18 protein-coding genes are annotated in these 13665 nt (G+C 66.2%); 13 read left to right on the forward strand and 5 right to left on the reverse strand.

The window, feature by feature from the left end:
• Positions 1–176: 176 nt before the first annotated feature.
• The 5 genes from SIDU_RS12900 to SIDU_RS12920 form a co-directional block, all read right to left on the reverse strand.
• Positions 177–485 carry a hypothetical protein gene (locus tag SIDU_RS12900; protein ID WP_007682602.1) on the reverse strand — a complete coding sequence of 103 codons (309 nt, stop codon included), beginning with the start codon at positions 483–485 and terminating at the stop codon, positions 177–179.
• A gap of 4 nt (positions 486–489) precedes the next feature.
• Positions 490–771 carry a flagellar biosynthesis anti-sigma factor FlgM gene (gene flgM, locus SIDU_RS12905; RefSeq protein ID WP_007682601.1) on the reverse strand — a complete coding sequence of 94 codons (282 nt, stop codon included), beginning with the start codon at positions 769–771 and terminating at the stop codon, positions 490–492.
• A 46-nt stretch (positions 772–817) separates the two neighbouring features.
• Positions 818–1399, reverse strand: coding sequence for a flagella basal body P-ring formation protein FlgA (locus SIDU_RS12910; protein ID WP_050983532.1), 582 nt, complete (start codon positions 1397–1399; stop codon positions 818–820).
• Between the two features lie 74 nt (positions 1400–1473).
• Positions 1474–1956, reverse strand: coding sequence for a flagellar motor protein MotB (locus SIDU_RS12915; RefSeq protein ID WP_007682597.1), 483 nt, complete (start codon positions 1954–1956; stop codon positions 1474–1476).
• Positions 1953–2621 (reverse strand): MotA/TolQ/ExbB proton channel family protein, encoded by a 669-nt coding sequence (locus SIDU_RS12920; RefSeq protein ID WP_037510151.1) that lies wholly within the window; start codon positions 2619–2621, stop codon positions 1953–1955. Before SIDU_RS12920 ends, SIDU_RS12915 begins: the two co-directional genes overlap by 4 nt.
• A 263-nt stretch (positions 2622–2884) precedes the next feature.
• Here SIDU_RS12920 and flgB point away from each other — a divergent pair, with 263 nt between their 5' ends.
• The 13 genes from flgB (at position 2885) to SIDU_RS12985 (ending at position 13653) form a co-directional block, all read left to right on the forward strand.
• Positions 2885–3253, forward strand: coding sequence for a flagellar basal body rod protein FlgB (gene flgB, locus SIDU_RS12925; RefSeq protein ID WP_007682593.1), 369 nt, complete (start codon positions 2885–2887; stop codon positions 3251–3253).
• 2 nt (positions 3254–3255) lie between these two features.
• Positions 3256–3666 carry a flagellar basal body rod protein FlgC gene (gene flgC, locus SIDU_RS12930; protein WP_007682591.1) on the forward strand — a complete coding sequence of 137 codons (411 nt, stop codon included), beginning with the start codon at positions 3256–3258 and terminating at the stop codon, positions 3664–3666.
• Positions 3663–4319, forward strand: a complete 657-nt coding sequence (locus SIDU_RS12935) for a flagellar hook assembly protein FlgD (RefSeq protein ID WP_007682589.1) — start codon at positions 3663–3665, stop codon at positions 4317–4319. The genes flgC and SIDU_RS12935 overlap by 4 nt, the downstream gene beginning before the upstream one ends.
• Positions 4320–4349: 30 nt before the next feature.
• Positions 4350–5192: a flagellar hook-basal body complex protein gene (locus tag SIDU_RS12940; protein ID WP_007682587.1), complete on the forward strand. Its 843-nt coding sequence runs from the start codon at positions 4350–4352 to the stop codon at positions 5190–5192.
• Between the two features lie 117 nt (positions 5193–5309).
• Positions 5310–6050: a flagellar basal-body rod protein FlgF gene (gene flgF / locus SIDU_RS12945; protein WP_007682585.1), complete on the forward strand. Its 741-nt coding sequence runs from the start codon at positions 5310–5312 to the stop codon at positions 6048–6050.
• 62 nt (positions 6051–6112) lie between these two features.
• Positions 6113–6901, forward strand: a complete 789-nt coding sequence (gene flgG, locus SIDU_RS12950; protein ID WP_007682583.1) for a flagellar basal-body rod protein FlgG — start codon at positions 6113–6115, stop codon at positions 6899–6901.
• Positions 6902–7020: 119 nt separating this feature from the next.
• Complete coding sequence (locus SIDU_RS12955; RefSeq protein WP_007682581.1) at positions 7021–7680, forward strand: flagellar basal body L-ring protein FlgH; 660 nt, start codon at positions 7021–7023, stop codon at positions 7678–7680.
• An 11-nt stretch (positions 7681–7691) separates the two neighbouring features.
• On the forward strand, positions 7692–8927 hold the full coding sequence (locus SIDU_RS12960; protein WP_007682579.1) for a flagellar basal body P-ring protein FlgI: 1236 nt from the start codon (positions 7692–7694) through the stop codon (positions 8925–8927).
• A complete protein-coding gene (locus SIDU_RS12965; RefSeq protein WP_007682577.1) occupies positions 8927–9241 on the forward strand; it encodes a rod-binding protein in 315 nt (104 codons plus the stop codon). The genes SIDU_RS12960 and SIDU_RS12965 overlap by 1 nt, the downstream gene beginning before the upstream one ends.
• Positions 9238–10578 carry a flagellar hook-associated protein FlgK gene (gene flgK, locus SIDU_RS12970; RefSeq protein WP_007682575.1) on the forward strand — a complete coding sequence of 447 codons (1341 nt, stop codon included), beginning with the start codon at positions 9238–9240 and terminating at the stop codon, positions 10576–10578. Before SIDU_RS12965 ends, flgK begins: the two co-directional genes overlap by 4 nt.
• A 17-nt stretch (positions 10579–10595) precedes the next feature.
• Positions 10596–11441: a flagellin gene (locus tag SIDU_RS12975; protein ID WP_007682573.1), complete on the forward strand. Its 846-nt coding sequence runs from the start codon at positions 10596–10598 to the stop codon at positions 11439–11441.
• A gap of 289 nt (positions 11442–11730) precedes the next feature.
• A complete protein-coding gene (gene motA, locus SIDU_RS12980) occupies positions 11731–12594 on the forward strand; it encodes a flagellar motor stator protein MotA (protein WP_007682571.1) in 864 nt (287 codons plus the stop codon).
• Positions 12595–12597: 3 nt separating this feature from the next.
• Complete coding sequence (locus SIDU_RS12985; protein WP_007682569.1) at positions 12598–13653, forward strand: flagellar motor protein MotB; 1056 nt, start codon at positions 12598–12600, stop codon at positions 13651–13653.
• Positions 13654–13665 lie beyond the last annotated feature (12 nt).

A 13665-nucleotide genomic window follows, 5' to 3' on the forward strand; every position in this document is an offset into this window, starting at 1 on the left:
CATAATTTGATTTTTGGGGATGGAGCCTGCTCCGGTCAAATCAAGGCGCGCCCCCGTGCCTGCGAACCCGTGCTCCTGCGAAGGCAGGAGCACCGGGCGTCCGGAAGGAACGTAAGAAGTTGATGTGAAAAAAGGCGCCTCCTGGGCGCCTTCGCATATGCCGGAAATGGAATATTTCAGCGCCCGTAAACCAGCGGCGCCGTTTCCGCCCCCTGGGCCGCGAGTATCGCAAGCCGCTGATTCGCATGGTCCGCCAGCAGGTTGGTGCGGATTCGCGCCGATTCCATCAGCGGCTGGAGCGCCTTCAGCCGGTCCTTCACCGCTTCGTCGGATCGCCACACGCCAATGGCGCGCACGGCGGAGGCGGCTTTGGCGATCCGCTGCGTCGCCGCTTCGATCTCCGCCGCGTCCACGCCGTCCAGCGCCCCGCGCAGCTCCTCGAAAGCCGCGTTCAGTTCATCCAGCGCTGCAAGGCCGAGCGGCATGGCGTCAGTCAGCCGCCGGCAGGTCGAGCGCGATCATGCGGTCGGCGATGGCCGCCGGATCGACCGGATAATTGCCCGACGCGATGGCGGCCTTGATCGCGGCGACGCGATCCATGTCGACCGGCGCGCCTTCCGCCGCCATGCGGGCCGCGGGGCTGGCCGAACGAGCCGAGGAAGACGTGCCGCCGACCGAACCGGCCGACGAAGCGCGCACGGTCTTGCCGCCTTCCTTCAGGCGGCTCGCCTCTATGGCGGCGCTGATATTCTGGCCGACAGACTTAATCATGATTCCATTCCTTCACTCGTCCCGCACAGCCTATATACGGACGGGTTCAAAAATTATTAAATCCCGGAACGCGAACAATTCCCATTTCCACGACCTGCGCCAATATCGGCGCGCCTTTCCTGTCTTCGCGCACGCGGATCGTCTGGCCCACGGCGCCGTCTTCGTCCGCGACCATCATGCGCGAAACGCTGAAATTCTCATTGCCCGCCATCAGTTGGACCGGATCGCCCTTCTTCACCACGGCTTCCCTGGCGACGGGACGCGCGGCGGGCGCATAGCGGGCGACCGGCCCCGAAGCCGCCGCCGCGCCCCCCGCGCCCAGAGGCACGCGGATGCGCCAGCCCAGGGCGTCGCATTTGACGATGGCCGCGCCGAAGACCGGCCCGTCGACGCTGGGCGTCGTGGGGCAGGCGGCCAGCCGCAACCGCCGGTCCACCGGCGCGACGGGGCCGCCCGGCTCGCCCAGATTGGCGCCGACGGTCATCGCGACCAGGCTGTCGATACGGTCCAGATTCTCAAACTTCTGCTGCGCCAGCGCAGGGTCGGACGCTGAAACGGACAGCGCCAGAAGGAGGATCTTGGGCAAATGGTTCACAGCGTCTCTCCGAAAGCGGACAGGATTAACCATGGAGTACGCAATATTCGTGCCATGTGATGGACAAGGGCCGGTGGAGGGCAGTCACGCCGGACTTTCGGGCGGGCCTAACGCCCGGCGGCGATCAGGATCACCTGCCCCTTGCCGCCCTCGCCATCCAACTGGTCCAGTCCGCGCAGCGCCAGCCGGTCGCCCCCAATGCCGTCGGCCTTCAGCGCCCGCGCCACCGCGCCCAGACGCGCCGCCGACAGATCCCAGCCGTCGAAGCGCCGATGCGCGGCGTCCGTGCCCCGGCTGCTGACCTCCAGCCGCTCGCGGCCCAGGGCGAAGCGATCCGCCACGACCTTCAGCCGCTTCCGGCCCTGCTCGGTCAGCACCGCCTCTCCGGGCAGGAACAGCTCGGCAGCGCGGATTTCCATGGGCCGGCCGGCATGGCCGCCAAATTGCTGCCGCACCTGCGCCAGCACGGCGTCGCGCCGCTGGCCGCTGGCCTGAAGCATCACGAAGAAACCCAGCAGCAACAGCAGCAGGTCGGCGAAGCTGAGCGCCCAGCGCCCGCGCCGCGCACTGGCGAGGGTGGAAATATTCATGCCACCTCGCGGATGGAAGCGCGGCGCATCGGCACATTTTCCCGGCGCGCAATGGCGGCCATGCGGTCGGTGACTTCCTTCTGCCAGGCAAGTTCCCGCTCCGACAGGTCGGCAAGCCGCGTCGCCACCGGCGCGGCGATGACATTGGCGATGACCACGCCATAGAAGGTGGTGAGCAACGCCAGCGCCATGGAAGGCCCCAGCGCCGCCGGATCGTCCATCGCGGCGAACATGCCGACCAGCCCGATGATCGTCCCGGCCATGCCCAGCGCGGGCGCGGCGTCGGCGATGGACAGCCAGGCCTTGCAGGCGGCGCCGTGGCGCTGCGCCCGGTCGGCCAGCGATTGCACGGCCCACAGTTCGAACTGCTCGGTCTTCTCGCAATTGGCGAGCTTGCGCGCGGCTTCGGTCAGATAGGGGTTGGCGGTCTTCACCCGGTCGGTGCAGGCAAGGCCGCGCAGTTGCGCGACCTGGTCGATCTTCAGCATCGCCGCCCGCGCAGCATCCCGGTCCTTTGTCGGATCGGCGCGCAGCAGGGGGACAAGGGCGGCAAAGGCCCGCCCCAGCGCGCGCGCTCCATTCTGGAACAGCGCCACCAGCCCGACGCCCGCGACCATGGCCAGCAGGGTCAGCGGGTCGAACAAATGCGCCATGATCCCGATCATCTTCACGTCCCCGCTCACGCCCGACCGGCCGGCGGCAAAGCGCTGCCACCCGCCGGCAAAATTTTGCCGTCCTTGCCGCCGTCACCGCGCAATCGCCCGGATTTCCGCGATTTCCCGCCATGCCGGTGCGTCACCCACGCAAATTGGCACGGCTCTTGCGAATATCGGGCTGGATCACCCGCGGTTCACGCCATCAGGCCTCAGAACGGCGGGGGAGAAGGAAGTTTTAGGCCCGCCAGGGCGAAAAAACGGAAAGATGTGCAATGTCGCTGGAAGACGGATTGTTCGGGATACATGGAAAGGCGCTGGCGCTTCGCTCGCAGCGCCTGTCCCTGCTCGCGTCCAACATCGCGAACGCCTCCACGCCCGGCTACAAGGCCCGCGACATCGATTTCGAGTCCGCGCTGAAGGAAGCCACCACCCGGCAGGGCAAATCCGCCGCCGACGTGTCGCAGGCGGTGGACGACTCCATGGGCTATCGCGTGCCGCTTCAGTCGAGCCTGGACGGCAACACCGTCGAACTCAGCACCGAACAGACCCTGTTTGCGGAGAACGCCGTCAAATATCGCACGACCCTCTCCTTCCTGGAGGGCCGCATCAACACCATCACCCGCGCCCTGAAGGGAGAATGAGCATGAGCGGCCATGGCCCCATGAACGTCTTCGACATCGCCGGCCGCGCCATGAGCGCGCAGCTCGTGCGCCTCAATGCCACCGCCTCCAACATGGCCAATGCCGGAAACGTCACCGGCAGCGCGGCGGAGGCCTATCGCGCGATCAAGCCGATGTTCCAGTCGGTCACCGACAGCCCCGGCGTCTCGACCGTCAAGGTCCAGAATGTCGTCACCACCAACGCGCAGCCCACCAAGCGCCACGACCCCAACCATCCGCTGGCCGACAAGAATGGCGATGTATGGGAAGCCGCCGTGGATAGCAGCGCGGAACTGGTCGACATGATCGAGACCGCCCGCATGTACCAGAACAACGTGCAGGTGCTGAACACCGCCAAGTCCCTGATGATGGAAACCATAAGGATCGGCAAATGACGACCACGACCGCCACCGACAAAGCGGGCCTGTCCGTCTATAACCCCAATGCCAAGGTCGGCACGGGCAAGTCGGAAATGGGCCAGGCCGATTTCCTGCGCCTGCTGACCGCGCAGATGCAGACGCAGGACCCGTTCGAACCCGTCGACAACGCGCAGATGGTCGCGCAAATGGCGACCATCACCAACAGCAGCGGCATCGCGGAGATGAACCAGACGCTGAAGAATCTGGCGTCGGAACTGACCGGATCGCGCCTGGGCGACGCGGCAAGCTGGATCGGCAAGTCGATGCTGGTGCAGAGCAACATCGCCGCCCCCGACGCCGCCGGCCAATATATGGGCCAGGTCAGCTTTGCCGACGCCACCAGCGGCGCTTCGGTCGACCTGATCGACGGCAACGGCAATGTCGTCAAGACCATCGACCTTGGCGACCAGCCCAAGGGCGACGTCAATTTCTACTGGGACGGCAAGGACGACGCAGGAAACAGCATCGCCACCGACGCCCTCCGGATCAAGGTCAACGGCGCCAACCCCAGCCGCGTCGCGAGCTGGGCCACCATTGCGGCCGTCCAGTCACCCGCCGACGGCAGTTCGTCGAAACTCATCACCCCGCTCGGCACCTACAAGCCGACCGACGCCATTTCACTCGCTTAATCCCTTTCCTTTCACCCAAGGAGCAACGCCATGTCCTTCTACATCTCGCTTTCCGGCCTCAAGGCCGCCCAGACCGACCTGTCGACCACGGCGAACAATGTCGCCAACGTCAATTCGACCGCCTTCAAGAAGAGCAAGGCCGTGTTCGGCGACATCTTCGCCGCCGCGCCGATGCAGACCACCACGCAGGTCGCGGGCCAGGGCGTCCGCACCCAGGGCATCAGCCAGCAGTTCACGCAGGGCACCATCGAAACCACCGACAAGACGCTGGACCTCGCCATCACCGGCGAAGGCTTCTTCACGGTGAAGCGCAGCGCCGACGACCAAATCGGCTATACCCGCAACGGCGCCTTCTCGGTGGAGGAGGACCGCTATGTCGTCGACACCACCGGCGCCCGGCTCCAGGTCATTCCGCTCGATCCCACGACCGGCGCGCCCACGGTGACCGGCACGCTGACCCCCGCTTCGCTCACGGATCTCAAGATCCCGACCAACTGGCCCGACGGCGGCACCGGCAACCAGCTCACCAGCGTGGGCGTGTCGGAAGAAGGCAAGATCACCGGCGTCTACGCCGACGGTTCCACCGTCTATCTGGGCGCGACCGCCATCGCCGCCTTCAACAGCCAGGAAGGGCTGCGCCAGAGCGGCGACGCCCACTGGACCGCCACCAACGCCAGCGGCGCGCCGATGCTGGGCACCGGCAATAGCGGCCTGTTCGGCTCGGTCCGCTCCGGCGCGCTGGAACGCTCCAACGTCGACATCACGGAAGAACTGGTGAACCTCATCTCCGCCCAGCGCAACTTCCAGGCGAACTCGAAGGCGATCGAGGCGGCGAACACGCTGTCGACCACCATCGTCAACATGCGGACGTAATAGTTCGCCTCGGTAGGTAACGTGCTCCTGCGAAGGCAGGAGCCCAGTCCCGCCGTCTGAACTGGGTTCCTGCCTACGCAGGAACACACTGCATAAAAGACCTGCGAAGGAACCCCCATGGACCGGCTCGTCAACACGGCACTCACCGCGATGCGCGGCGCGATGGCGCGGCAGGCGGCGATCTCCAACAATCTGGCGAACGTCAACACCACCGGCTTTCGCGCGGAAATCGCCAATGCCGAGACGCGCTGGATCAAGGGCGACAACCTCAACACGCGGGCGCAGGCATCCGAACAGGTGATCGCCGCCGACATGGCGCAAGGCGCGGTCACCGAAACCGGCAATCCGCTGGACGTGGCCATGAACGGCGATGCGATGCTCGCCGTCCAGGCCCCGGACGGCGGCGAAGCCTATACGCGCCGCGGCGACCTGAAGGTCAGCGACAACGGCCTGCTCACCACCGGCGACGGCCTGGTCGTGCTGGGCGAGGGCGGCCCCATCACCCTGCCGCAGATGGACAGCGTCTCCATCGCCAAGGACGGCAGCATCTGGGGCGTGCCGCAGGGCGGCGACCCCGCCAATCCGCAGCAGGTCGACAAGCTGAAGCTGGTCAACCCGGTCGGCTCCAGCATCGCCAAGGGCACGGACGGCCTGTTCCGCGAAGCGAATGGCGGCGTCCTGCCCGACGATCCCATCGCCACCGTGACCGGCGGATCGCTGGAAGGATCGAACGTCAACGCCACATCGGCGCTGGTCCAGATGATAGAGGCCAGCCGCGCCTGGGAAACCCAGATCAAGATGATCGACACCGCCAAGCAACTGGATGACGGCGGCGCCTCGCTGATGCGCCTGGATTAACGGTTAATCTGGCACGACCCTTGCTTTGATGCCCGCATGAGCCTGCCTCACGGAGATAGACGATGACCAACGCCGCCCTTCATGTCGCCCGCACCGGCCTCGACGCGCAGAACACGAAGATGCGCGTGATCGCCAACAACCTGGCGAACGTCAACACCACCGGCTTCAAGCGCGACCGCGCCGATTTCGAGACGCTGGCCTATCAGCAGATCGTGGCGGCGGGCGCGAACAGCGACAGCGAGAACAAGTTCGCCACCGGCCTCAACCTCGGCTCCGGCGTCGCCCTGCAGGGCACCAGCAAGATCAACGCGCAGGGCACGCTGAACCAGACCGGCAACACGCTGGACATGGCGATCGAGGGCTCCGGCTATTTCCAGGTGCAGCAGCCCGACGGCTCCATCGCCTATACCCGCGCCGGCAATTTCACGACCACGGCGGAAGGCGTCGTCGTCACCAGCGACGGCCTGCCGCTGATCCCGCAGATAACCGTGCCGGAGGGCGCGACCAGCGTCACCATCGGCAATGACGGCACCGTCTCCGCCACGCTTCAGGGCCAGACCGAACCGACCCAGCTCGGCCAGATCGAACTGGCCAGCTTCATGAATCCGGGCGGGCTCACCTCGGTGGGCGGCAACCTGCTCAAGGAAAGCGCCGCCAGCGGCACGCCGCAGGTCGGCGTCGCGGGTCTGGACGGGCGCGGCGTCGTGCGCGCGGGCTATCTCGAAACCTCGAACGTCAACGTGGTCGAGGAACTGGTCGACATGATCGAAACCCAGCGCGCCTATGAGGTCAATTCGAAGATGATCAAGGCGACCGACGAAATGCTCCAATATGCCAACCAGCAGTTGTGAGCCTAACCATGTTCTCGCCACATAATCCGTTCGGGCTGAGCCTGTCGAAGCCCTCCACTGAGCCTGTCGAAGTGGCCTCCCCGTCGGTCGGCCGCATCCTGCGACTTCGCTCAGGACGAATGATATTCGGACTGGCGCTTGCCGCCCTCGCCGCCTCCCCGGCCATGGCCGGCAAGAAGCGCGATGCCGAGCGGCAATTTTATGCCCCCTCGGTCGTTGCCGCCCCTGCCGCCCCGGCGGCGAACGGTTCGATCTTCCAGGCGTCGATGGGCTATACCCCGCTTACCAGCGGTGCGCGCGCGACCAGCGTGGGCGACATCATCACCATCGTCCTGGTCGAACGGACCCAGGCGACCAAGAGCAACAGCGCCGACACCAGCCGCGACGGCAGCATCGCGCTGACCCCGCCCAGCACCGGCCCGCTGTCCAAGATCTTCTCCGCCAGCGACATCGGCTCCAGCGGCAGCAACGCCTTCACCGGCAAGGGCGCCGCCACACAGTCCAATGCCCTGAACGGCGAAATCACCGTGACCATCGCGGCGACCTATCCCAATGGCACGATGCTGGTGAAGGGCGAAAAGGCGCTGACGCTCAATCGCGGCGACGAATTTATCCAGATCAGCGGCCTCGTCCGCCAGGCCGACATCGGCCCGGACAACCGCATCGCATCGACCCGCGTGGCCGACGCGAAGATCATCTACACCGGCAAGGGAGAAATCGCCCGCGCCAGCCGCCAGGGCTGGCTGCAGCGCTTCTTCTCCATGATCAGCCCCTTCTGATGGAACGTCCCATGGCCTCCTTCTCGCACCCTTTCCTTTCCGTCATTCCCGCGAAGGCGGGAATCCATCTCCCGGCCTTGCGCCTGGGGATGCGGCTGGAGATGGATTGCCGCCTTCGCGGGAATGACAAGAGTGTTTGGAGCAAAGCCTTCCACCGCACCATAATCGCCATCCTCACCGCCCTCGCCCTCCTCGCCGCTCCGGCCCATGCCGAGCGGATCAAGGATCTCGGCACATTCCAGGGCGTCCGTCCGAACCAGCTCACCGGCTACGGCATCGTCGTCGGCCTCGCGGGCACCGGCGACGACAGCCTGGACTATGCGACGCAGGGCATGAAGGGCGTCGTCTCGCGCTTCGGCCTCACCCTGCCGCAGGGCATCAACCCCGCGCTCAAAAATGCGGCGGCCGTGCTGGTCACCGCCGACCTCCCCGCCTTCGCCAAGCCCGGCCAGCGGCTCGACGTCACCGTCTCCGCCCTTGGCAAGGCCAAGTCGCTGCGCGGCGGCACCCTGATCATGACGCCCCTGCGCGGCGCGGATAACGAGATTTACGGCATGGCGCAGGGCAATCTGGCCGTCGGCGGCCTGGGCGTGTCCGGCGCGGACGGCAGCCAGGTGTCGGTCAACATCCCCTCGGCCGGCCGGATTCCGGGCGGCGCGACGGTGGAGCGCGCCGTCGCCACCGGCTTCGACACCGCTCCCACGCTCACCTTCAACCTCTCCGAAGCCGACCTCACCACGGCCCTGCGCGTGGCGGACGGCATCAACCGCACCTTCGGCGACCGCCGCGCCAGGGCGACGGACGCGGTCTCCGTCTCCATCGACGCAGCGCCCGGCGCGACCGACCGCATCATGATGATGGGCCTGATCGAGAATATCGAGGTCGCGCCCGCCGACGCGCCCGCCAAGGTCATCGTCAACGCCCGCACCGGCACCGTCGTCATCAACGGCGCGGTGAAGATCCACCCCGCCGCCATCGCGCACGGGAAAATCACGGTCAGCGTCAACGAATCGCCCCGCGTCGTCCAGCCCGCCCCCTTCTCGCGAGGGCAGACGGCGGTCGAGCAATCCAGTTCGATTTCGATCGATCAGGAAAAGCGGCCGATGATTAATTTTAAAGGTGGGGCCTCTCTGGCCGATATAGTCAAGGCGGTGAACGCCATCGGCGCCTCCCCCGCGGACATGGTCGCGATCCTCGAAGCGCTCAAGCAGGCAGGTTCGCTCAAGGCTGAACTGGTGGTGTTGTGATGCAGATCGGTGCGACGACAGGAACGGCGACCCAGCCGGGCGGAACGCAGGACAAGGCAGGCCTCGAAAAGGCCGCGCAGCAGTTCGAGGCGATCTTCCTGCGCCAGATGATGGGCGCGATGCGCTCGGCCAGCCTGGCCGAGGGCATCAGCGATTCCAGCGCGACCGACCAGTTTCGCGACATGGCCGACGCCCGCACCGCCGACAGCATGGCCAGCCGCGGCACGCTGGGCATCGCGGAGATGCTGATGCGCCAGTTCGGGGCCAGGCCCGGCGCATCCGCGCCCACCGGCCCGGCGGACAAGGCTGAATGAGCGACCTCTTCATCATCGGCGCCTCAGGCACGAAGGCCTATCGCACCGCCATGGCGGCGGTGTCGGAGAATATCGCCAACGCCAGCACCGAAGGCTATTCGCGCCGGTCGGTGACGACGGTCGAATCCGGTTCGTCCACCGCGACCATGGCCGTCTACATCTCCCGCGCCAATTTCGGCGGCACCGACGTCAAGAGCGTCAACCGCGCCACCGATCCCTATCTGGACGCGACGGTGCGCTACACCAACACGCAGCTTGGCAGCGCGTTGGCGCGGATGCGCTGGCTGACCGATTCGGAAACCGCGCTCAACGACACGGAAACCGGCATCGGCCAACTGATGACCGGCATGTTCCAGAATATGGACAAGCTGGCCGCCAGCCCCAACGACAAATCGCTGCGCGTGACGACGCTGGACAGCATCGGCCGCGTCGCCCAGGCCTTCAACCAGACGGCGGCCGACCTGGTGCAGGTGTCGAGCGGCATCGCGACGGAGGCGCAGGCGTCCGTGACGACGATCAACCAGGCGCTCTCCGCCCTTGCCGACATCAACAACAGCCTGCTGCGGGCGCAGCCGGGCACGTCGGCCTATGCGCAACTGCTCGACAGCCGGGACGCGGCGCTTGGCACGCTGTCGTCCAACCTCAATATCGACGTCAGCTTCGGCACGCATGACCAGGCGCAGGTGACGCTGAACGGCCAGACGCTGGTGCAGGGCGACGCCGCCACGCCGCTGGCGCTGACCGTCAACGCCGACGGCACGCTGGCCCTGGCGACGAGCGCGGGCGCCGCCCTCGCCGCGCCGACCAGCGGCACGCTGGGCGGGCTGTTTTCGGCCGCGGGCACGGTCTCGCAGCGCCGCGCCAGCCTCGACACGCTGGCGCAGCAGTTCGTCGCCAACATGAACGCCTGGCATGCGCAGGGCCTGACCGACGGCAGCCCCGGCGCTGCGGGCGCGCCGCTGCTGTCCGGCGCCAGCGCCGCGACGGTCACCGCATTGATCAGCGACCCCGCCCAGCTTGCCGTCAAATCGAGCGACGGCACGGCGAACGGCAATCTGCTGACCGTATCCACGGTGCTGCGCGGCAATGGCAGCGTCGAACAGGGCTGGACCGCGCTGATCGCGACGCACGCCAACCTGCTTTCCTCCACCAAGGCGGAGCAGACCACCGCACAGAGCCGCAGCGACCAGGCCGTGGCCGCGCGCGAAGCGGTGAGCGGCGTCGACCTGGACATGGAGGCGGCCGACCTGCTGCGCATCCAGCAGGCCTATTCGGGCTGCGCGAAGATCCTTCAGGTCGCGAAGGAAACCGTCGACGCGATCCTGCAGATCATCTGAAGGCAAGGAACCGAACCATGGTAGGCATCACCAACAAGATCCTTCTGGCGGAAATCCGTCGTCAGCAGCAGCTTTCCCAGGGCATAGTCGACGGCCAGACCGCCATTTCGACCGGCAAGACGCTGACCAGGCCGTCGGAAAACGCGCTCGCCTGGGTGCAGGTGTCGGACATCGGCCGGGCGCAGGCGCAGCAGGCGGCCTGGCAGTCCAACGTCAGCACCGGCACGGCGCGGGCCGCCACGGCCGAAGCCAATCTGCAGGAGATGAACACGCTGCTGACCCGCGCGCAGGAATTGCTGACGGCCGCCCGCAACGGAGCGCTGAACGACGCCAGCAAGACCGCCATCGTCGAGGAAATGAAGACGATCCGCACGACCATCGATGCGCTGCTCAACCAGAAGGATTATAACGGCGTCCCGACCTTCGACGACGGGCAGAGCGTCCTGGTTCCGGTCAGCCGCGGCCTCAACCTGGCGGTGGTCGGCACCCGGCAGGAAGTGTCCGAAGGCATCGACGTCGGCGGCACGCCGATGACGCTGGACGCCATATTGGGCCAGAGCATCACCGCCCTGCAAGGCGGCGTGGACGCGGACGTCGTCGCCGCGCTGGACGCCGTCAAGGCGGCGCAGAATCACGTCGTCCTGGAACAGACCAAGCAGGGCGTGCGCAGCGACCGGCTGGACGTGATCGGCACGCGCCTCACCGACATAGACATCGACCTCAAGGAACGGCGGGCCGATCTGGAATCGACCGATCTGACCGAAGTCATCTCCTCGGTTTCGGCCAAGCTGCTCCAGTTGGACGCTGCCCAATCCGCCTTCGCCCGGATCAACCAGCAGACGCTGTTCGACCTGATCAAATAGGGGTAAGCGGCAACCGCAATTCCCTGTCGTTCCCGCGAAGGCGGGAACCCATCTCCTGACGCCGCGCCAAGCGCATTCTTGTGGGAGATGGATCCCCGCCTTCGCGGGGATGACGAGAATACGGATACACCGTCCAAAACCGCGACTTTCCGGTAAAAAGCATCCTCATGGTTTTTTCGGCCCGCACCCTAAATCACGGCATCGCCAAGCCGTATTAACCAATCGAGAGCGTCTCTCATGCGATGCTTCGATCAAGACGGCGCCTTCGGGCAGAATTTCGGGGATAATCATGTTCGCAATCATCGGCCTGGTCGTGCTGCTCGCCATGGTGTTCGGCGGCTTCATCTTTACAGGCGGCGACATCGGTCCGGTTCTGCACGCGCTTCCGCATGAAATGATCATCATCGGCGGCGCGGCCGTCGGCGCGCTGATCATCGGCAATTCGGGCAGCGACCTGAAGGCGTTGGGCGGCGGCCTGGGCAAGGTGTTCAAGGGGCCGAAATACAAGAAGCAGGATTTCCTGGACTGCATCTTCCTCGTCTCCAAGCTGATGAAGACGCTGCGCGTCGAAGGCCCGGTGGCGCTGGAACCGCATATCGAGGATCCGGCAAGCTCCACCATCTTCTCCGAATATCCGCGCCTGATGGGCGACAAGACGCTGATCCACCTGATCAGCGACACGTTGCGGCTGGTTGTCGTCTCCTCCGGCACGCTCGACCCGCATGCGGTCGAGGAGGTGATGGACAATGCGCTCAAGACCCATCATCACGAAGCGCTGCGCCCCGCCGACAATCTGCAGGGGCTGGCGGACGCCTTGCCCGCGCTCGGCATCGTCGCGGCGGTTCTGGGCGTGGTGAAGACCATGGGGTCCATCGACCAGCCGCCGGCGATCCTGGGCGGCATGATCGGTTCGGCGCTGGTCGGCACCTTCCTGGGCGTTCTGCTCGCCTATGGCATGGTCAATCCCTTCGCCAATCGCTGCCGCGCCGTGATCGAGGCGGACGGGTCGATGTACCATGTCGTCAAGCAGATCATCGTCGCCTCCCTGCACGGCCATCCGCAGCCGCTGGTGATAGAGGCGGCGCGCTCCAGCCTGACCCATGCGAACCAGCCGGCCTTCGCCGAAGTGTTCGACGGCATGCGGGGCAAATAAGCCATGGCCGAGAAGAAGCGCGGCGCGAACGAGCCTGAACCCCGGCCGATCATCGTCAAGAAGATCGTGGTGGAAGGGCATGGCGGCCATCATGGCGGCGCATGGAAGGTCGCCTATGCCGACTTCGTGACGGCGATGATGGCCTTCTTCCTGCTGATGTGGCTGCTGGGCGCGACCACCGAAAAGCAGCGCAAGGGGCTGGCCGACTATTTCACGCCGACGCTGGTGCAGCTCAAGGAAGGCTCCGCCGGGTCGAACGGCATGTTCGGCGGCGACAGCATGACGGCGAAGGAAAATTATCCGACCACCGGCGGCCAGGGCAATCTCGCCATCACCATCCCCCGCGACGCATCGGGCACCAAGGACCAGGGCGGCAAGGCCACCAAGGCCGCCGATCGGGCCAAGTTCGAATCGATCAGGAAGGAACTGGAGGCGCGCATGGCCCGCCGCCAGGGCATCCGCAAGCTGCTGAAGAATATCCGCTTCACCGAAACGCACGAAGGGCTGCGCATCGACCTGATCGACGAGGCGGACTTCGCGATGTTCGCCATGGGCACCGACCGGCTGCTGCCGCAGGCGCGGGAACTGGTGAACGAGGTCGCGGCGACGATCCGGACCATGCCCAATCCGCTGATCGTGCGCGGTCATACCGACGGCCTGCCCTATAGCGCCGGCCAGACGATGAACAATTGGATGCTCTCCTCCGCCCGCGCCGAAGCCACGCGCAAGGCGCTGGCCGCGAGCGGCATCGGCAACGACCGCTTCGCCCGGATCGAGGGCGTGGCCGACCGCGAACCCTTCGCGAAGGGCGACGTCTACGACCCGCGCAACCGGCGCATGTCGATCATCCTGGGGTGGAGCCACGGCGCGAATGGCGGCGATGCGGACGAACAAGCCGACGCCGAAACCAGGGCCGCGATCAGGGAACGCGACAATCCGATGACCATGGCGCGGACCGAAGCCCGCAAGCTCGACATGGGCGGCACCAGCCTCCCCGCAGGCGCGCAGTTGATCAACCCGACGGCGCCGGGCACGTCGAACAAGCCCGGCAAGCACTGAGCCGGACCGCTG

It is taken from the genome of Sphingobium indicum B90A, assembly GCF_000264945.2.
GTDB lineage: Bacteria > Pseudomonadota > Alphaproteobacteria > Sphingomonadales > Sphingomonadaceae > Sphingobium > Sphingobium indicum.